General features: G+C 66.1%; 12 protein-coding genes. 3 read left to right on the top strand and 9 right to left on the bottom strand.

The window, feature by feature from the left end:
- Window positions 1-30 precede the first annotated feature (30 nt).
- Complete coding sequence (gene rarD, locus F7O44_RS11375; protein ID WP_162450349.1) at window positions 31-972, bottom strand: EamA family transporter RarD; 942 nt, start codon at window positions 970-972, stop codon at window positions 31-33.
- Window positions 973-1,197: 225 nt separating this feature from the next.
- Here rarD and F7O44_RS11370 point away from each other — a divergent pair, with 225 nt between their 5' ends.
- Window positions 1,198-4,902 (top strand): hydantoinase B/oxoprolinase family protein, encoded by a 3,705-nt coding sequence (locus F7O44_RS11370; protein WP_162450348.1) that lies wholly within the window; start codon window positions 1,198-1,200, stop codon window positions 4,900-4,902.
- 180 nt (window positions 4,903-5,082) lie between these two features.
- Window positions 5,083-6,060, top strand: coding sequence for a hypothetical protein (locus F7O44_RS11365; protein ID WP_162450347.1), 978 nt, complete (start codon window positions 5,083-5,085; stop codon window positions 6,058-6,060).
- Between the two features lie 80 nt (window positions 6,061-6,140).
- On the opposite strand, the gene F7O44_RS11360 is transcribed toward F7O44_RS11365, so the two are convergent.
- From F7O44_RS11360 to F7O44_RS11330, 7 genes are read right to left on the bottom strand one after another with little or no spacing between them, the layout of a single operon-like run.
- Window positions 6,141-7,514: an alkaline phosphatase family protein gene (locus F7O44_RS11360; protein WP_162450346.1), complete on the bottom strand. Its 1,374-nt coding sequence runs from the start codon at window positions 7,512-7,514 to the stop codon at window positions 6,141-6,143.
- Window positions 7,511-8,680, bottom strand: a complete 1,170-nt coding sequence (gene eboE, locus F7O44_RS11355; protein WP_162450345.1) for a metabolite traffic protein EboE — start codon at window positions 8,678-8,680, stop codon at window positions 7,511-7,513. Before eboE ends, F7O44_RS11360 begins: the two co-directional genes overlap by 4 nt.
- Before the next feature lie 4 nt (window positions 8,681-8,684).
- On the bottom strand, window positions 8,685-9,557 hold the full coding sequence (locus F7O44_RS11350; protein WP_162450344.1) for a TatD family hydrolase: 873 nt from the start codon (window positions 9,555-9,557) through the stop codon (window positions 8,685-8,687).
- On the bottom strand, window positions 9,557-10,228 hold the full coding sequence (locus tag F7O44_RS11345) for an EboA domain-containing protein (RefSeq protein ID WP_174255903.1): 672 nt from the start codon (window positions 10,226-10,228) through the stop codon (window positions 9,557-9,559). Before F7O44_RS11345 ends, F7O44_RS11350 begins: the two co-directional genes overlap by 1 nt.
- A 16-nt stretch (window positions 10,229-10,244) precedes the next feature.
- Window positions 10,245-11,156, bottom strand: a complete 912-nt coding sequence (locus tag F7O44_RS11340) for a sugar phosphate isomerase/epimerase family protein (RefSeq protein ID WP_162450343.1) — start codon at window positions 11,154-11,156, stop codon at window positions 10,245-10,247.
- Window positions 11,153-12,013, bottom strand: coding sequence for an SCO3242 family prenyltransferase (locus tag F7O44_RS11335; protein ID WP_162450342.1), 861 nt, complete (start codon window positions 12,011-12,013; stop codon window positions 11,153-11,155). The genes F7O44_RS11340 and F7O44_RS11335 overlap by 4 nt, the downstream gene beginning before the upstream one ends.
- Window positions 12,010-13,173 carry an inositol-3-phosphate synthase gene (locus tag F7O44_RS11330; RefSeq protein ID WP_222851272.1) on the bottom strand — a complete coding sequence of 388 codons (1,164 nt, stop codon included), beginning with the start codon at window positions 13,171-13,173 and terminating at the stop codon, window positions 12,010-12,012. The genes F7O44_RS11335 and F7O44_RS11330 overlap by 4 nt, the downstream gene beginning before the upstream one ends.
- A gap of 516 nt (window positions 13,174-13,689) precedes the next feature.
- On the opposite strand from F7O44_RS11330, the gene F7O44_RS11325 reads away from it, so the two are divergent.
- Window positions 13,690-18,630: a ThuA domain-containing protein gene (locus F7O44_RS11325; protein WP_162450340.1), complete on the top strand. Its 4,941-nt coding sequence runs from the start codon at window positions 13,690-13,692 to the stop codon at window positions 18,628-18,630.
- A 174-nt stretch (window positions 18,631-18,804) separates the two neighbouring features.
- Here the strand turns inward: F7O44_RS11325 and F7O44_RS11320 are convergent, their stop codons facing one another.
- A complete protein-coding gene (locus tag F7O44_RS11320; RefSeq protein ID WP_162450531.1) occupies window positions 18,805-19,839 on the bottom strand; it encodes a thiamine pyrophosphate-dependent enzyme in 1,035 nt (344 codons plus the stop codon).
- Window positions 19,840-19,852 lie beyond the last annotated feature (13 nt).

The following is a 19,852-nucleotide window of genomic DNA, read 5'->3' as shown; positions in this document are numbered from 1 at the left end:
CGCACGAGAAAACCCACCAAACATGATCATTTAGGGCTCCGGTGCGAGGCTGCTAGGAGGCGGTTTTGGGGGGACTGTAGCGGTGGCGACAGTACCGGCCAGCCGGCGGCGCCGGTGATGAAGGGCATCCGCGGTGAAGATCACCAGAGCAACCCACACCAACCCGAAACCGATGAACCGAACAGGCGGCACCTCCTCGTTGAAGACGAAGAGGCCGATCATGAACTGGATTGTGGGCCCGAGGTACTGCATGAGGCCCAGCGTGCTCAGCGCCGCGCGGCTCGCGGCGGCCGCGAAGAGCAGCAAAGGCACCGCGGTCGCCACACCCGTCGCTACGAACAGCAAGTCAGTGCCCAGATCGACGTGCCCGAAATCCGCGTCGCCGGTGAATTGCAGCGTGAGCAGGAAGATCAGGGCCGGGAGGAAGACCGCGGCTGACTCCACCGCCACACTCTCGACAGCCGGGACCCGGAGCTTCTTCTTGATCAGGCTGTAAAAGCTGAATGTGAAGGCGAGCGTCAGTCCGATCCATGGCAGCTGGCCGTAGTTCACCGTCAGGATCACAACGGCCACCAGAGCGATCGCCATGGCCACCCACTGGGGCCGACGCAGCCGCTCACGCAGCACGATGACGGCCACCAGGACAGTCACCAGAGGGTTGATGAAGTACCCGAGCGAGGTCTCGATGACGCGGCCCTGACTGACCGCCCAGATGTATGTGCCCCAGTTGACCGTCATGATCAGGCCGGCCACGCACAGCAACGTGTAGGCGCGTGGGCCGAGCCCTCGGAGGCGGCCGAGGCGGCGCGTGAGCGCGAGAATGACGAGCACGACGAGCAGCGACCACACGACCCGATGCGCCAGCACCTCGAGAGAACCGACATGGTCCAGCAGCGCCCAGTAGAGCGGGAGCAGTCCCCACAGGCCGTACGCCGCGAAGCCATAGAGGATGCCGGCGCGGGATGAGCTCACCGGACCATGCTACCGAGCCCGTCCAGCAGCAATAGGCCGGAACACTGCTGACGGTGATCGTGAGCATAATTCTGCGCAACTTCGTGTGATCGTGGTCGCATCTGTGTCGTCATAGCGACCAATATCCGCTCACGATCACCGGAGGATGGCGCGGAAAGCTGCTCATGATCACGGGTTGGGCTGGCTGGCGGCCCGCCTGGCAAAGCGAACCTTTAGGGTCGTTCCATGTCTGGACGCTGGCAATTCTGGATCGACCGCGGCGGCACGTTCACCGATATCGTGGCGTGCCGTCCCGACGGCTCGCTGGTGACACACAAACTCCTCTCCGAGAACCCGGGCCAGTACCGTGACGCCGCCGTCGCCGGAATCCGTGAGCTCCTCGACAGGGACGAGAACAGGTCTGGTGGTGCCGTTCCTGACCGGCGCTCGCTGGCGGACCGGATCGAGGCGGTCCGGATGGGCACGACGGTCGCGACCAACGCATTGCTCGAACGCACCGGGGACCGGACGGTCCTGGTGATCACCCGTGGATTCGCCGACGCGCTGCGGATCGGCTATCAGAGTCGCCCGCGGATCTTCGACCGGCAAATCGTCCTTCCGGAACTCCTGCATGAGCGCGTCCTGGAGGTCGACGAACGCGTCACCGCGCAGGGCGACGTGCTTCGCGCGCCGAGGCTCGACGAGTTGGAGACCGAACTGCGTGCCGCCTACGACGACGGGTATCGCGCGGTGGCGATCGTTTGCATGCACAGTCACCTCTACCCGGCGCACGAACACCTCGTCGGCGAACTGGCGCAACGCATCGGCTTCCCCCAGGTATCCCTGTCCAGTGAGGCCAGCCCACTGATGAAACTGGTTCCGCGCGGTGACACCGCCGTCGTCGACGCTTACCTGTCGCCGATCCTGGGCCGCTATGTCCGGCAGATAGCCGACGAGCTGCCGGGCGTCCGGTTGATGTTCATGCAGTCCAACGGCGGCCTCGCCGAAGCCGGACACTTCCGCGGCAAGGACGCCATCCTGTCGGGACCGGCCGGTGGAATCGTCGGGATGGCGCGCATGTCGCGGCTGGCTGGCTTCGACAAGGTGATCGGATTCGACATGGGCGGTACATCCACCGACGTCTCGCACTATGCCGGGGAGTACGAGCGCACATTCAACACCCAGGTAGCCGGGGTCCGCCTGCGCGCGCCCATGCTGGACATCAACACCGTGGCAGCAGGCGGCGGTTCGATCCTGCATTTCGACGGGTCAAGGCTGCGGGTGGGACCGGACTCAGCCGGTGCCCATCCAGGGCCGGCCGCATATCGAAACGGCGGCCCGCTGACGGTCACGGACGCCAACGTGATGCTCGGCCGTATCCAGCCGGATCAATTCCCGGCGGTGTTCGGCCCCGGCGGCGACGAGCCGCTGGATGCCGGCATCGTACGAGAGAAGTTCACCCAGCTGGCACATGAGATCTCCGAGCAGACCGGTGAACAGCGCACGCCGGAACAGATCGCGGATGGATACCTGGCCATTGCGGTAGCGAACATGGCGAACGCGATCAAGAAAATCTCCGTGCAGAAGGGGCACGACGTCACCGAATATGTGCTGACGACGTTCGGCGGCGCCGGCGGACAGCACGCCTGCGCGGTGGCCGATTCGCTCGGTATCCGGTCCGTGCTGGTCCCGCCGATGGCCGGCGTGCTGTCGGCTCTGGGCATCGGCCTGGCCGACACCACCGCGATGCGCGAACAATCGATCGAGTCAGAGCTTGCTGATGGGGCGATGGATCGACTGCGCGACGTCGTCAGCGCACTAGAAGAATCCGCGCGGGACGAACTGACTGCCGAGGACGTTCCCGGCGATCGGATCCGCGTCACCGCACGAGCCCATCTGCGCTACGACGGTACGGACACTGCCGTTCAGGTAGAGCTTGCCGAACCAGATGCCATGGTCGCCGAGTTCGAGGAAACCTATCGCCGGATGTACGCGTTCCTGATGGAGCGGCCCCTCATCGTCGAAGCAGTGTCGGTAGAGGCGGTCGGGCTGACGCCTCAGGTGGAGCTGGGGGTTGGAGCAAGGGACCTCGTCCCTGCTCAGGGCTCACTCCGCGTCACCCCCCAGTCGCCCGGCGCCAGTTCCGTACGGCTCTACCGGGGCGGGGGACGGGTGGATGCGCCGCTCTTTCAGCGGGACCAGCTGACATCCGGTGATCACGTGAACGGGCCAGCGATCATCGCCGAGGCGAATGCGACGACGGTGATCGACGACGGTTGGCGAGGGGCCATCACCGAGCACGGTCACGTGCAGATCGAGCGGGTGCGTGACCGGGCGGACATCGCCGGCGTGAGCACCGACGTCGACCCGGTGATGCTCGAGATCTTCAACAACCTGTTCATGTCCATCGCTGAGCAGATGGGTGCTCGACTGGAATCGACCGCCCAGTCAGTCAATATCAAGGAGCGGCTCGACTTCTCTTGCGCGTTGTTCGACCCCGACGGCAACCTGATCGCGAACGCGCCGCACATGCCGGTGCATCTTGGCTCGATGGGGTCCAGCGTCAAAGAGGTGATCGAACGGCGGGCCATGGCCGGTGAGCTCCGGCCCGGTGACGTCTACGCCGTCAATGATCCGTATCACGGGGGCACGCACCTGCCGGATATCACCGTGGTGACGCCGGTGTTCGCTCCGGTGCCGCGGGAAGTTGTCGGGGCGGGAGGCGGGAGCGGTGACGGCGAAGCCTCCCGCGACGTGCTGTTCTATGTCGCATCCCGCGGGCACCATGCCGAGATCGGCGGCCTCACACCAGGCTCCATGCCGGCATTCAGCCGCGACATCCACGAGGAAGGTGTGCTGTTCGACAATTGGCTGCTCGTGCGGGACGGACGGTTCATGGAGGAGGAGACCGTCCGCCTGCTGACGCAGGCCCCCTACCCGTCGCGGAACCCGGCCACGAACCTGGCTGACCTACGAGCGCAGATCGCGGCCAACGAGAAGGGCGTGGCCGAGGTCAATCGGATGATCGACCACTTCGGCCTCGACGTGGTGCAGGCGTACATGCGTCATGTCCAGGACAACGCCGAGGAGGCCGTGCGCCGCGTCATCGACGCACTCGACGACGGCGCGTACAGGTACGAAATGGACCAGGGCTCGACTATCGACGTGTCGATCACCGTAGACCGGCAGAACCGGTCGGCGACGATCGACTTCACCGGCACGTCCGACCAGTTGGACAACAATTTCAACGCGCCGACGTCGGTGGCGACGGCCGCCGTGCTGTACGTGTTCCGTACCCTCGTCGCCGACGACATCCCGCTGAACGACGGCTGCCTGAGACCGTTGCGGATCGTCGTGCCGCCCCGCACCATGCTGTCGCCGGAGTACCCAGCGGCCGTCGTCGCCGGGAACGTCGAGACGTCGCAAGCAGTGACCGCGGCGTTGTACGCCGCTCTGGGCGTGCAGGCCGAAGGGTCCGGCACCATGAACAACACCACCTTCGGCAACGCCGAGTATCAGTACTACGAAACGGTGGGCTCGGGTTCCGGCGCGGGCGACGGTTTCGACGGCGTTGCCGCGGTGCAGACCCATATGACCAATTCCCGGCTCACCGACCCGGAGGTGCTCGAGTGGCGATTCCCGGTCATGGTGGACAGCTTCGCCATCCGGCGCGGCAGCGGCGGGCAAGGCCGGTGGAGGGGCGGGGACGGTGCGGTGCGCCGGCTCCGGTTTCGGGAGGCGATGACCGTGAGCACCTTGTCTGGACATCGCCGCGTGCCGCCTTACGGCATGGCCGGTGGCGGACCCGGCATGCTCGGCCGCAACTGGGTCGAACGAGCCGATGGCTCGGTCGTGGAGCTGGCCGGTAATGATTCGGTCGAGGTCGGACCGGGCGACACCTTGGTGATCGAGACGCCGGGTGGTGGCGGTTACGGCGCGCCGTCCCCCTGATGCGCCCCTCACTCCCGGTGATCGACAGCGCGTTGTGGTCGTAATCCGGCGACTCCGTGGGCGAAATGTCGGGTATGTGGAGCCACAACGCACTCTCGATCACTGAGGACTCGCGAGGGGGATGTGGGTCCCTCTGGCGAGGGAGCCGCCGGTCCTGGCTCCCCGCATAACGTCGCGTTCATGGAACACCCTCGTGATCTGCGCGTGCAGAAACTGACTGCGTATGGCGCCGCGCTCGCTATGCTCCCCTACTTGCTGATCAAGATTGTCTGGACTCTCGATGGATTGTTGGGGGGCGGGCTCGACCAGGGCGTGTGGGAGGACCTCAATTGGGCGCAGGTCAACGGACTCACTGTGGTCATGGCGGCCGTCGGGATCACTCTGGCCCTCATGCTCGCCCAGCGATGGGGGACCCGGGTGCCGACGTGGATGGTCGCCCTGCCGGCGTGGATCGGTATGGGGTTCCTGGTGCCCGTCCTCACCATGGTCATCTCCACTGCGCCCTTCCAATCCGCACCCGAGGCGACCGATCCCGGAGCTGAGCTTCCGACATGGGAGGCCGTGCTGATCGCCGTGGCCTTTGCGGGAACCGGCCTCGGGCTGGCGATCGCCTTCCCGCTGTACGCACGACGCCGTTGGCCGGAGGCCTTTCGTGGTGCGATGAGCGACGCTCCGGAGGGGGCCGGGTCCACTAGGCAGCTGCAGGTGGTGCTGGCCAGGCGTGCGATGACGGTGGTGGTGCTGCTCGGTCTCGTGCAGGCCTATTGGGCCGTCGGCGGCACCGTCGGCCTCGAAACGGACCAGCTCGGGTTGCGGGACGCGCGATGGCACATCACCGTGGCCAACTCAGCGGTGTGGGCGCTGATAGCAGCATGGGGCATCTGGGCGCTCACCCACCGGCGAACCAGACTGCGCTTCTGGGTCCCGTCGCTGCTGACGTGGGTCTCGTCCGGCTCGCTGTTCGCCTGGGGCGCATGGAAAGGTCTCTTCACTGCCGCGGTCCCGCCCGACGTCCCGGAGCACCCGTTCGCGTTGGCCGCGGTTAACCAGCTCTCGACGATGGCCGGCGTCGTGATCGGGCTGACTCTGCTCCTGGTGCTCCACGACCGCCGTTCCCACCTCGATGATCGACAGTGTGCTGTGGTCGTGAACCGATGAGCTCTCGGGGTGAATTGTCGTGAATGTGGAGCCGCAACGCACTGTCGATCACCGGGTGGGTGGGGTGGAGCTAGGCGAGATCACCGAGCCTCGGGAAGACCACAGAGTTCGAGCAGGAGGTCGCGGACGTCGGTGGCAGCGAGCCGATCCCGTGCGGTCGAAGCATCGCTGCACAGCAGCACCGGGCCGTCCGCGGGATCGTCGGGCAGCCGGCCATGGGTGCCCTTCACCCAACGTCCGTCCGTCGGGATGACGTTCATCGCATACCGGAGCCCCACCTTCTTGCGGGCCAGCGCCATCCCGGCCCGCAGCTTCACCCGTGGATCGGCGGGGTTGAGGAAGAGCTCCGCGGGGTCATAACCCGGCTTGCGGTGAATGTCCACACCCCGGGCGAAGTCCGGCGCGCGTGCGTCGTCGAGCCAGTAGTAGTACGTGAACCAGGCGCCAGGCTCGGCGACCAGCACCAGTTCGCCGGCACGTTCGTGGTTCAGCCCGTGCTCGGCCTGTGCTTCCCGATCGAGCACGAGATCGACCCCTGGCAGGTCCCCACAGAGTTTGGCTACATGGTCGACGTCCGCCGGATCTGACACATACACATGAGCAGTCTGGTGATCGGCGACGGCGAACGCCCGCGAGGTCCACGGATCCAGATACTCCATGCCGTGCTGGGTGTAGACCTCGAGCAGCCCGGCGTCCCGGAACACCCGGTTGATGTGTACCTGCTGAGTGGCCGCCGTGATGCCGTACTCGCTGAGCACGACGACGCGGGTGTCGCGCTGCAGGGCGTCGTTCAGCAACGGAGCCACGACTCGATCGACGTCTCGCACCGCGGTTACCGCCTCCGGGCTGTCGGGGCCGTAACGCTGCAGGTCGTAGTCGAGGTGGGGAATGTATGCGAGAGTCAGGTCGGCCTGTGGAAGCAACCGGCGGGTGGCGGCAACGATCCACTCACTGGAGCGCAGCGACGCCGTGGGGCCCCAGTAGTTGAACAGCGGGAAAGGGCCCAGCCGTGCCGTGAGTTCGTCATGCAGCTCCGGCGGGCGGGTGTAGCAGTCCGGAGACTTCCGGCCATCGGCGTGGTAGACCGGGCGGGGCGTGACCGTCCAATCGGTGCTGGCGCCCATCGCGTACCACCAGCACACATTGGCAGTGGTGAACCCGGGGTTGCTGCGGCGTGCGGTCTCCCACACCTTCTCGCGTTGAACCAGCCGGTTGTGCTGGCGCCAAAGATAGATCTCGCCGAGATCCCGGAAGTACCAGCCGTTGCCGACGATCCCGTGTTCGCGTGGTAGCTGCCCGGTGAGAAAGGTCGACTGCGCGGAACAGGTCACCGCCGGCAACACGGTCCCGAGTTCGGCTTGCCATCCTCGGTCGGCGACGGCTCGCAGCGATGGTGCGTGGGCCAGCAGCCTCGGCGTCAGCCCGACGACGTCGAGCACCAGCAGCTTGTTCACAGTGCCTCCATTCCGAGATCCTTCAGCCGGTCGGCGACCCACCGCACCTCGGCGGCCAATCCGTCGGTGAGACCTTCGTCGCCTGCCGGCCGCCGGTCTTGCGGCAACACCGACCACGTGTACGTCTCGACCTCGATATGGCTGGTGGCAGCGGTATTCCCACCGAACAGCGCACCTAGGGTGTCCTGGAGCTGGTCACTCGTGGACGCCAGCGGTGGCGTCGGCGATTGGTGCACCGGCACGTGATAGTGCACCCGCCAGGGCGCACGCCCGGGCAAGGCCCGGCGTCCCGCCATGGCCTCCGGTAGATCGTCGCGACTGATGATTCGGCCGGCGCCGCACTCGCGTACCTGATGCAGGAACCGATCCTCCACGTAGTTCTGCAAAGCGTCACGGGTCGTGGGGTCATCCGGTTCTCGCACATGCAAGGCAGCCGACGCCTGGGTCTTCACGATCGGCAGCCCGGCGTCGGACAACCGCCGCACAGCCTGGGCGGGTTCCTCGAACTCCACGGCCAGGTGGCAGGCGTCCAAACAGACGCCGATGCGGTCCTGGTCGACTCCTTCGAGCCGTTCGACGGCGTCACTCGTCGTTTCGATGACACAGCCTGGTTCGGGTTCCAGCCCTACACGAATGTTGCGGCCGGTCGCGGCTTCGATCTTGGCCAACCCTTCGGCGAGCTGGTCGAGATGCTCACGAGCTCGCTGCTGCCTATCGGCGTACCAGGGTTTGCGCCAACCGAGGGGCAGGGTCGAAATGCTGCCGCGCGCGGCGTCATCCGGCATCAGCTGAGCCAACACCGTCGCGCAGTCGAGGGTGTACTCGAGGCGCCGGGGGTCGAACCAATCGGGGTGGTAGACGGCCTTCTTGACCTCGGGCGCGTGGAATCCCGCATAGGGGAACGCATTGAGGGTGACGACCTCCAGCCCGTGCCCGGCCAGCGTACTTCTCAGCCGACCGACATCCCCGGGATGGTCGACCAGCGACGACACAACCGGCGCGGGCAGCCAGAGGCCTAGCCCGAGCCGGTCAACGCCCAGCCGGGACCGGACCCCGCCGCCGAACGTGCGGACCTGATCGATCAGCGTGTTGAAGTCGTCGGTGGGGTGGACGTTGGTGCAGTACGCCAGGTGGACAATGGTGCCGTCACGGTGGCGAAAGCGCATCGGATCACTCCTCTCCGCCCGTTGGACGTTGTCCGCGCAGGACCGAGTTGCCTTCGAATGTCGCGGCGGGCTCGGCCTCTATCTCGTCGAGAAGGAGCCGGCCGCTCTGGCCGTAGAACTCGACGGGGTTCTGCCACAGGACTCGGTCGACGTCGTCGACGGTGAAGCCGTATTCCAGCATCGCCTGCCCGGTCTTGGCCGTCTTGAGCGGATCGCTGCGACCCCAGTCCGCCGCGGAGTTCACGATCATCCGGTCGAATCCGCGTTCGGCCAGGATCGCCACCATCCGGTGCTCGTCCATCTTGGTGTCTGGATAGATCGAGAACCCCATCCAGCAACCGGAGTCGGCGACCATGGCAACCGTCGTCTCGTTGAGATGGTCGACGAGCACCCTCTCGGGCGGCAGGCCCGACGCCGCGACCAGTTCAAGGGTGCGCCTGGTCCCAGCGGCTTTGTCCCGATGGGGCGTGTGTACTAGGACCGGAAGATCGTGCTCAGCCGCCATGTCCAGCTGGCTGACGAACACCTTCTCCTCTTCTGCCGTCATTGAGTCGAAGCCGACCTCGCCGACGGCGACGACGCCGTCCTTCGCCAGGTAGCGGGGCAGGACGTCGAGGACCTCGGCACAATGAGGATCGTTGGCCTCCTTGGGGTTCAGCGCGATGGTGCAGTGGTGCCGGATCCCGAACTGGGCGGCACGGAAGCGTTCCCACCCCAGCAGGCTGTCGAAGTAGTCAGTGAACGAACCGACGTTGGTGCGGGGCTGGCCCAGCCAGAACGCCGGCTCAGTCAGCGCACGCACGCCGGCCGCATACATCGCCTCGTAGTCGTCGGTGGTGCGCGACGTCATATGGATGTGGGGGTCGTAGATGCGCATCATGCCTCCCGGGCTGCCGCAGGGAACCGGCCGTCGATCATGTCGGGGAACTCGTCCAGCACTTTCCACGCATCAGGCGGCACTTCGCGCCCTGCGGCGATCCGTTCGAGGCAGTAGTCCGCCACCATCCGGGCAAGATCGGTGTCCATCCGAGTGTGGAGTTCGGCGACCGTGTCGAGCGGCACGCCGACGAATAGGCACTTGAGGACGCCTTGCCGCCAGGCGTCGGTGCCGAGGTGGCGGGCCCCGTAGCTACCCAAAGCCGCGGCCACCAGCCGGCTGTCGTTGGTCCGCAGCGCGTCCTCGACGATAGGCAGCAGGTCAGGTCCGGGATCGAGTGGCGTGAGCGCCCGCAACACCGCCCGCTTCTCGTCGGCATCGCCGAAGCGGTACAGGGCACTCATCTCGCGAATGAGCACTTCCGGCCGGTCTGCCCACGCTTCGGCCGCTGCGGTGAGCAGGGCAATGCGGACCACGTCCTCGATCCGTGGTTCGAGTATGCCGTCAGGATCCTCGGGATCGGCTGGTCCCCGCGCGATCAACCGGGCCGCCGCCGGGAATCGGATGGCAGTCTTCGACGGCTCGGCGCCTATCTCGCGGAGAAGGTCATCGAGGCGTTGCCGGGCGTCGCCGTCGAGGTACGAAGTGAGTTCATCCGACACAGTGCTCACGCGCCTGCCTCCTTGCTTACGCCGGTGTTCTTGAAGACTCCGCGGTCCGGTCGTCCGGTGTTCGGTCCCGCTGGGCCTCGGACAACGCTGCGCGCAGGACCTCGAGCGATCTCGCAGCAACCTCTGGCGCGGCGTGGCCGTGCCTGGGGAGCTCCAACGAGGCAAGGCCGGCGTAACCGACATCGAGCAGCGCACCGAGCGTCGCGGGGAAGTCGACGTCGCCGTGGCCTAGCTCGAGGTGTTCATGAACGCCGGGCAGCATGTCGTCGATCTGGACGTTACTCAGCAGCGGTCCGGCGGCATGGATACATTCGGCGACGGTGCGAGTCTCGTTGCATACGCAATGACCGACGTCGATGGTGACACGCAACCGCTCTGGATGACCCAGCCGGCGCCGTAGTTCGAGGACGCCTGCGACGGTGTCGATGAACATACCCGGTTCCGGCTCGAACGCACATGTCACGTCGAGCCGCGCTGCCTCTTCGAGCACTGGTTCCACACCCGACAGCAAGCGATGCCAAGCCTCTTCGGTGTCCGTGCCGCTCGGCGCGGTTCCGGACCAGAACGAAACCGCCTCGGCTCCGAGGTCCGCGCCGATGCGCACCGCCCGGCACAGCAGGTCCACCCGTCGCTCACGGCCGGTGGCTGAGACGAGCGTTGGCTCGTGCTTGTTCCAGGGATCCATCACGTAGCGTGCGCCAGTCTCGATCACCACGGCCAGTCCCAGCTCTTCGAGGCGCCGGCCGACGGAGGCGGTGCGGGCGGGGAGGTCGTCGTCATAGGGATCCAGATGCGGGTGGTCGACGGTCAGGGCGACGCCGTCGTACCCGAGGCCGGCGATAACGGCGAGCGCGTCGTCGAGGCGATGGCTGCCGAAGCCGTTGGTGCCGTATCCGAACCGGAGTTCGCCGGCCTGGCGCGTGCTCATGTGGGCGACACCACCTTGGATGCCATCCGGGCGATGGGACCCGCGCTGAGCAGGCCGGCGGCGACTCCCAGTGCACCGGAGCGCGCGGCCAGCGCGGACTGCAACAGGATGACGCCACGCACGCCGGTACCGGTGGCCCGGCGCACGGTGCCGGCATCCGGGCTGCGGGACGCTTCGAGTTGACTTCGCCCGACAACCGCTGCATAGCCGGCTGCGAGTGCCGCGCCGGCCAGCGCGGATACCCGTCCGGCCGGGCGATGCGGGACAGCGGCGGTGGCAGCGGCCGCGGCGGTACCAGCCAGCGCGATCCGCCCGGCGTTCTCCGAACTTCCGTGCACCTCGCCTCGGCTGAGGCTGGTCACGGCCGCGGTGTGCACTGTGACGGCCAGGCTTGGAACGGCCGCCGCACGCAGCTGGCCGCCGGCTCCCAGCAGCACGTCCAATCCGCGGGCCGCGGCCATGCAGGCGGGCCCGGCCGCTGTTTGTTTGGCGAGGAGGTCGTAGGTCCATACGGTGGCCGCGAGCGGCACGGCTACTCGAAGTGCGCGACGGCCACCTCCGGCGGCGGCTACGCACAGGCCGGCGCCCGTGAGCCCGGCCGCGAGGGCCAGCGCCTCACCCGGCGTGACGCGACCGGATGGGATCGGCCGTTCCGGGCGTTCGTGTTTGTCGAGGTCTCGGTCGGCGTAGTCGTTCAGCGCCATGCCGGCCCAATAGAGCAATGTTGACGAAACGGGCAGTGTCCATGTGCGGTGCCCGTGCGGCCATCCGGCCGCGGCGGCGCCCGCCAGGGAATCGCCCGGCGCCGTCAGCGCGGCAGGCAGCCGTACCAACTCGGCCAGGTCGCGTGGCCTCATCGAGTCTTACCGGCCGCGCCGAGGCGGGCACACCAGTCCACCAGGGCGTTCCATTGCTCGCCGAGTACGTGAACGTCGCTGGCCGCGGGGTCCTTGAAGAAGAAACCGAGGGCGGGAATCGGTCCGCGCTCGCCGACCTCATGAGCTCGCGACATGAGACGGACAAGGTCGAGAATCAACGGCGCGGCGAGGGCGGAATCACAGCCGGACCAGGTGAACTGCAGCGACATCCGGGTGCCGAGGAAGCCCTCGAAGGAGACCATGTCCCACGCCGTCTTCCAGTCGCCGAGGTCTTCGACGTAGTCGATGTGCAGCGGACCGTCTACCTGGTGACCGAGGATGGCCTCCAAGCCCTGTGCCTTGGTCACGGTCTTGCTGACCGCGTTGGCTGGATCGGCCAGCGTCTGCCCGTCGCCTCCGCCGAGGAGGTTGAGTGACGACCACGACCGGACTTTCAACGCACGCATGGCGAACAAAGGTGCCAGGGCGGTCTTGACCAGGGTCTCACCGGTCTTTCCGTCGGAGCCGGCCCACGGCAGGGCGGTCTCGGCCGCCAGCTCGGCCAGGGCTGCAAGGCGGGGGCCTGGGCTCGGCGTGAACGCGACGAACGGGCAACCGGCGCGGAACGCGGCATAGGCATAGAGCGAGCTGATCGGCAGCGGTGCTTCACCAGCGTCCAACGCCGCCTCGAGTCGAGCGAGCTCGTCGAGCGCAGGCGTGCTGGCCGTCGGCGGCTCAGTGCTGGACACATCGACGACGATTACCCGCCCGAGGTCATGCTCTTCGCGGAATCGGCGCAAGTCGGCCTCAATGCGCTGGGCAGTAGAGCGCTGGTCGGTGTCGTGATGATGGACACCTGGACGGATACGTTCGTCAACACTGGCCAGCTCGTCGGCGAGGGCGGTCACAAGATCGGAAGGTAAGACACCGGCGGCGGCGAGTGTCTCGGCGCGCTTGGTCAGGCAGCCACCCGCCACTTCGTGGCCACCGATCACGAGCCGGCCGAGACTGGGCAGCTGTGCCTGTGCGACGGGCGGGAGTTCGGACACCAGGCCGGTGCGTGGGCCGAGCCCGGAGGCGATGGCGAGTGAACCCACTGTGGTGGTTGTCGCGACCGATCCTCGTGCGCCGATGAACCAGATACCGACGGAGTCGCTCACGGTGCCTCCTCGTCTCGCGACCGGTGGTGTTGCGGGGAGCCGGCCGCAGGGCGGCTGCGTCTGGTGGGTCACCGACAGCAGTTTGCTCAATGGCCCCGCTGCTGAAAACGTGATCACCGAGTTGCGCCCATGTTGCCCATTTGTAGCGAACATGTCAATAGATGCGCAGATTCATCAGAAGTAGTGTCAACGCATGCGCAGATGTAGGGATCTTTTGTCTATCGCAAGATAAAAAGTTCCGCCGCCCGTCCCCAGAATGCCGGAACCCGCTAGCCGACGTCAACGAGAGATCTGCTGGCCAGCTCCCTATCGCAGAACCTTTCTGGCCAACTTGTCGCCAACTTATGATTGACAAGAAGCGGAAGTCTTCTTACTGTCACGGCCACGGGTCACGTGGCGATCAGCTTCGGGATCCCGCGTCCGGACGGTGCCGGCACGCCGTGCGGCGGAGACCTACTCGCTCTGTGCTAGTTGGAGGTGTCCGTGTCCGCACTAGTACGACCAATGCTCGCGACCATGAGCGCGACCACGTTGCTGGCTGTGGGGTTGCCACCGGTGGCGTCGGTTGCGCATGACGACGACGCAGAATTTCACGCTTTGCTGTTCACCAAGACGGAGGGCTTCCGCCATGACTCCATCCCGGCAGGTGTAGCAGCGGTCGAGGGGCTGGCCGCCGAGCACGGCTTCGCGGTGGACCACACCGAGGACAGCTCGGTGTTCACCGAGGAGAATCTCGATCGTTACGACGTCGTCGTGTGGCTCAACACCACCGGCAGCGTCCTTGAGCCCGACCAGCAGGAGGCCTTCGAGGGCTACATCCAAGCCGGCGGCGGTTACGCCGGAATTCACTCCGCGTCCGACACGCATTACGACTGGCCTTGGTATGGCGGTCTGGTAGGTGCGTACTTCCAGTCGCATCCGCCGGGCACTCAAACCGCCGATGTCATGGTGTACGACCACGTGCACCCGTCGACCGCGCACGCCGCGCCGCTGTGGACCATCGAGGACGAGTGGTACGACTTCAACCAGAGCCCACGCGGCGACGTTCACGTACTGGCAGGTCTGGACGAGGAATCCTACGCCGACCAGGTCGATCCGGGGCCGCAAATGGGCTGGGATCACCCGATCGCGTGGTGTCAGGTGTACGACGGCGGCCGGTCCTGGTACACCGGGCTCGGCCACAGGTCCGAGGTGTATGCGGATCCGGAGTTCGGGCAGCACATCCTCGGCGGTATCCAGTGGGCGGCCGGCGTGGCCGACGGCGACTGCGGCGCGACCCAATGGAAGAACTTCGAGAAGGTGACTCTCGCGCAGGACGAGAGCAACGTCGGCGAGCCGATGGGGTTGGCGGTGCTACCGGATACCAGAGTGCTGCTCACTTCCCGCGATGGTGTGGTCCGGATGTGGAGTCCCGAGACAAACACGACGCCTGTGGTGGCCGAGATACCGGTTTACAGCCACGACGAGGAAGGACTCCAAGGTATCGCGATAGACCCGGACTTCGAGAACAACGGCTGGGTGTACGTGTTCTATTCGCCCGTGATCGACGGCGTGCCCTCCGGGCCCGCGCCTGACCAGGTCGTTCCCGGCGATGAAGAGCTGTTCGAGCAGTGGGAAGCGCACTCGAATCTGTCGCGATTCCAGTTCGTCGACGACGGACCCGCCTCGTACCTGGACCTCGACTCCGAAGAAGTCATCATCGAGGTACCGGCTACGCGGGGCATCTGCTGCCACATGGGCGGTGACATCGGCTTCGATGCCGACGGCAATCTCTTCCTGGCCACCGGCGACGACGCCAACCCGTTCCAATCCGACGCCTACACACCGATCGACGAGCGTCCGCACCGCAATCCCGCCTTCGACGCGCAGCGGACCTCGGGCAACACCGCGGACTTGCGGGGCAAACTGCTGCGGATCACCCCCATGGACGATGCTGCCGACGAGCCGGGTGAGGGCAGCACGTACACCGTTCCGGACGGCAACCTGTTCACCGCCGGCGACTGGGACCACCTCTTCCCGGACGGGACCTACGATCCCGAGCTCGCCCGTCCCGAGATCTACGCGATGGGTTTCCGCAATCCGTTCCGCTTCTCCGTCGATCCGCGTGACGGCGCCGTCTATCTCGGCGACTACGGCCCGGACGCCACCGATCCCCACCCCGATCGTGGTCCGCAAAACACGGTGACATGGCACCTCATCGAGGAACCGGTGAACATCGGCTGGCCGTACTGCATCGGTGACAACGTGGCGTACATCGACTATGACTTCGCCACAGGTGAATCGGGTGAGCCCTTCGACTGCGAAGGCGGCCCGGTCAACGGCTCCCCGCGAAACACGGGGCTGGAGCAGCTACCGCCGGTGACACCGGCGAAGATCTGGTACCACTACGCGCTCACACCGGAGTTCCCGCAGCTGGGTACCGGTAGCGGATCGCCGATGGGCGGTCCGGCCTACGTCTTCGACTCGGAACTCGAGTCCGACACGAAGTGGCCGGAGTACTACGACGGCATCCCACTGCTCTACGAGTGGGGCCGGCGCTGGATCAAGCAGCTTCACCTCGACGGTGCCAGTCAGTTGATCGACATCACCGAGACCGTGCCGGACATCGAGCTCATCAACCCGATGGACATGGAGTTCGGTCCCGATGGCTCGCTGTACGTCCTCGAATACGGTTCCGGGTTCTTCGGTGGCGCACCGGACTCCGCGCTGTCCCGCATCGACTACATCGCGGGTGGCCTCTCACCGGTGGCCCGGGTGAGCGCCGAGCCGACGTCGGGCCATGCGCCGCTGGAGGTGCAGTTCACCGGCGAGAGCTCTTTCCATCCCGATGCGCCGGAGAACGAGATCGTCGACTATGCGTGGAGCTTCGGTGACGGTGCGACGTCGGACGAGATCAACCCGACACACACCTACACCGAGAACGGCCAGTACAGTGCTCAACTCACGGTCACCGATGCCGAAGAGCGTACCGGTGTGGCCAACGTGACCATCACGGTCGGCAACACCAGGCCAGACGTCTCGTTCGATGTCCCGCCCGACGGCGGGTTCTTCGACTGGGGAGACGACATCCCGTTCCGGGTCGACGTGACGGACGCGGAGGACGGCACCATCGGCGATGGCATCGACTGTGCTGATGTCGACGTGTCGTCGTCCCTGGGGCATGACGAGCACGCGCATCCGATGACGCAATACGACGGCTGCGAAGGTATCAGCGCTACGCAAACCGATAGCGGCCACGACCCGGGTATGAACATCTTCTGGGTCTTGCAAGCGAGCTACACCGACCGCGGGGGCCAGAGTGCTCCGGCTCTGACCGGTTCCGACGGCGTCGTGCTTCAGCCGAAGCGCAAGCAGGCGCAGCACTTCACCGCCAGCGAAGGCATCCAGATCGAGCCGACCACCGATATCGAAGGTGGTTCGGTCAACGTCGCGTGGATCGGGCATGGCGACTGGGTTGCCTACGAACCGGTGAACCTGTACCAGATCAAGGAACTGGTGTTTCGGGTGGCCTCGGCAGGTACCGGAGGCACGATCGAGGTCCGTCAGGACGCGCCCGACGGCGAACTGCTGGGGTCGGCGGATGTTCCGGTCACGGGCGGCTGGCAGAGCTGGACGGACGTGTCCACGGAGGTGACGGATCCGGGTGCGACGTTCACCATGTATCTGGTCTTCACCGGTTCGGATCCGGACCAGGCCGACGGGCTGTTCAATCTCAACTTCTTCGATGCTGTCGGCCAGGGCGTGGCTTCGGAGACGCGGCCGCGGGTGACACTGACCAGTCCGGAAGACGGCGCGAGCTTCGAACCCGGCAGCGACGTCGTCCTCACAGCAGATGCCACCGACGCCGGACACGAGATCGCGGAGGTGGAGTTCCTCGACGGGCAGACGGTGATCGCAACGGTCGACGAAGAGCCGTACACCCACACCTGGTCCGACGTTCCGGAAGGGATGTACGTGCTGCGTGCCCGGGCGACGAACAGCGCAGGGCAGACCTCGACGTCCCGGGCGGTGCAGATCAGCGTCGGCGAGGGCTCTGTACGGGAACCGTGGCAGACGTTCACGAACACTCAGGCGGAGTTCTTCCAGTTCGGGCCGGACGAGTTCGTGATCGACGCCAACGGGTGCGATGTGTGGCTCTCCTGCGACGAGTACGGCGCGATCTACCAGGAAGATGCTGCCGGGGAGCGGTTCTCGGCGACGGTGCGGATCGACGGCCAGGAGAACAGCGATCCGTGGGCCAAGGCCGGGATCATGGCCAGAAACGACATCACGGCGCCGAACTCGTCGACCGGTTACGCGATGATGTCGGTGACACCGGAGAACGGCGTGGCTTTCCAGTTCGACTCCACCGGCAACGGCGAACTGGACAGCAACGTGAACACCGGCGGCGTGTCGGCCTATCCGGTGTGGCTGCGCCTGGAGCGGGAAGGCACCACCTACACAGGCTCCTACTCGACAGACGGCGAGCAATGGACCACAGTCGGTTCGGGTACCCCGCCGGATCCGGCGGAGGCGCAAGACATCGGCATGTTCGCGACTTCCCACTCGGACTCCACTGGCCGGGTAGAGTTTTCCGGGTGGACTCTTGACGCTGACCCGCCCGAGCCCGATCCATGTGAGGATCCGCAGGTCGAAGACGGCTACCGAGCCTTGTGGAACGGCGAATCAATCGAGGGCTGGAACATGGCCGGTCCGGGGTCGTTCGTCACCGTGCGAGACGCGGACGACGGCCGCTGCGCCCTGGAGACCGTTGGCGGCATGGGGCTGCTCTGGCACGACGAACAGTTCGAGTCTTACCGGCTCAAGCTCGATTTCAAGGTATTTGACGAGCATGACAACTCAGGTATCTTCGTCGGCTTCCCTGATCCGGGTAGCGACCCCTGGGTGGCCGTGAACGAAGGCTACGAGGTGCAGATCGACACGTTCGGCGCTCCAGAAGGGGACCCGATCAACCAGACCGGCGCCATCTACAACTTCCAGCCCGCCACCGCGTGGCCCACCGTCGTCGGTGAGTGGAACACGATGGAGATCGAGCTGGACGACCCCTGGATCAGGGTGTGGATCAACGGCGAGCTGGTCAACGAGTTCGAGGACGAACCGGGCTCCGGGCGCGATCTATCCTCAGGTCATCTCGGCCTGCAGAATCACGGCGGCAACGACCGTGTCCACTTCCGGGATGTCCAGATCAGCGAACTCGGCGACTCGGACGAGGTGTCGTACGGGGCAGCCGTGGCGCTGGTGAACGAGTACTTCGACGAGGGACGGATCAGCGAATCACAGCGGGACCGGATGTTGGCTCACCTTTCCTCCGCGGAGCGGCTGAGCGAGCGTGGCCAGACTCGCCCGACCGAGCAGACGCTGCGGCGGTTCCTGGCTGTTGCCGAGGGTGTGGAGGACACCGACGCCCGCGCCGCGCTGGTCGCGATGGGGGAGGGGCTGATAGCCCAGCTCGAGTAGCCCATCTGCCACCCTGCCCGTGATCGTGAGCGGATCGCAGCCCCCCTTCCCGTGATCGTGAGCAACATTGCGCCGCTATAGCGGCCATAATCCGCTCACGATCACGGGGTGCGGGCGCGCGAATCTGCTCACGATCACCGGTCAGGCCGGGGATGCGATGCCCTGACGAACGACCTACTCGACTGTCCAGGTGTCGCGGCCGGCGATCAGCGTCGCGAGGTCGCCAGTTCCCTGGGATTCGATGGCGTGATCGACCTGATCGTTCATCAGATCGCCGTAAGTGGGCCGCTCCACCTGCCGGAAGATGCCGATCGGCGTGCGTGAGAGCGTGCCCGGGTCGGCCAGGCGCGACAGTGCGAACGCCCGGCTCGGATCCGGAGCGTGGGCGTCGTGGACGATGACGGCGGGGTCGTCGGCGGCGCAGACCTCGAGCCCGGCAGTATGCGGATTACGGCGGATGCCGTGCTCGGCGCCGGCGCCGAAGCGGACCGGTTCGCCGTGCTCGAGGCGGATCAGTACCTCGTCTTGGGTGTCCCGGTTCTTGAGGATTTCGAACGCGCCGTCGTTGAAGATGTTGCAGTTCTGGTAGATCTCGACCAGTGAGGTTCCGCGGTGGGCGGCGGCCGCCTGCAGCACAGAGGTCAGGTGTGCGCGGTCGGAGTCGATGGTGCGTGCCACGAATGTCGCTTCGGAGCCTAGCGCCAGCGACACCGGGTTGAACGGGGCATCGAGCGACCCCATGGGTGTGGACTTGGTGATCTTGCCTTGCTCACTCGTGGGCGAGTACTGGCCCTTGGTGAGCCCGTAAATCCGGTTGTTGAACAGCAAGATGGTCATGTTCACGTTGCGGCGCAGCACGTGGATCAGGTGATTGCCGCCGATAGACAGCGCGTCGCCGTCGCCGGTGACGACCCACACCGAAAGGTCCGGACGGGAGGTCGCCAAGCCGGTGGCGATCGCCGGCGCCCGGCCGTGGATCGAGTGCATTCCGTACGTGTTCATGTAGTACGGGAAGCGAGACGAGCAGCCGATGCCGGAGACGAAGACGATGTTCTCCCGGGCAAGACCGAGTTTGGGCATGAAGCCCTGCACCGCCGCCAGGACTGCGTAGTCGCCACACCCCGGGCACCAGCGGACCTCTTGGTCGCTGGTGAAATCCTTCTTCGTCTGTTCGACGTCGGTGGTGGGCACACCGCTCAGTCCGGGCATGCCCAGGTCGGTG

It is taken from the genome of Phytoactinopolyspora mesophila, assembly GCF_010122465.1.
Classification (GTDB): Bacteria; Actinomycetota; Actinomycetes; order Jiangellales; family Jiangellaceae; genus Phytoactinopolyspora; species Phytoactinopolyspora mesophila.
The sequence above is the reverse complement of the archived record's forward strand: the minus strand, read 5'-3'. Positions and strand labels throughout refer to the sequence as shown.

What these genes read in the sequence shown, in the direction of transcription:
- F7O44_RS11365 (WP_162450347.1), top strand. Translation starts at nt 5,083, where the DNA reads ATGGAACACCCTCGTGATCTGCGCGTGCAGAAACTGACTGCGTATGGC.
- F7O44_RS11350 (WP_162450344.1), bottom strand. Translation starts at nt 9,557, where the DNA reads ATGCGCATCTACGACCCCCACATCCATATGACGTCGCGCACCACCGAC.
- F7O44_RS11325 (WP_162450340.1), top strand. Translation starts at nt 13,690, where the DNA reads ATGAGCGCGACCACGTTGCTGGCTGTGGGGTTGCCACCGGTGGCGTCG.
- F7O44_RS11370 (WP_162450348.1), top strand. Translation starts at nt 1,198, where the DNA reads ATGTCTGGACGCTGGCAATTCTGGATCGACCGCGGCGGCACGTTCACC.
- eboE (WP_162450345.1), bottom strand. Translation starts at nt 8,680, where the DNA reads ATGCGCTTTCGCCACCGTGACGGCACCATTGTCCACCTGGCGTACTGC.
- F7O44_RS11320 (WP_162450531.1), bottom strand. Translation starts at nt 19,839, where the DNA reads ATGCCCGGACTGAGCGGTGTGCCCACCACCGACGTCGAACAGACGAAG.
- F7O44_RS11340 (WP_162450343.1), bottom strand. Translation starts at nt 11,156, where the DNA reads ATGAGCACGCGCCAGGCCGGCGAACTCCGGTTCGGATACGGCACCAAC.
- F7O44_RS11335 (WP_162450342.1), bottom strand. Translation starts at nt 12,013, where the DNA reads ATGAGGCCACGCGACCTGGCCGAGTTGGTACGGCTGCCTGCCGCGCTG.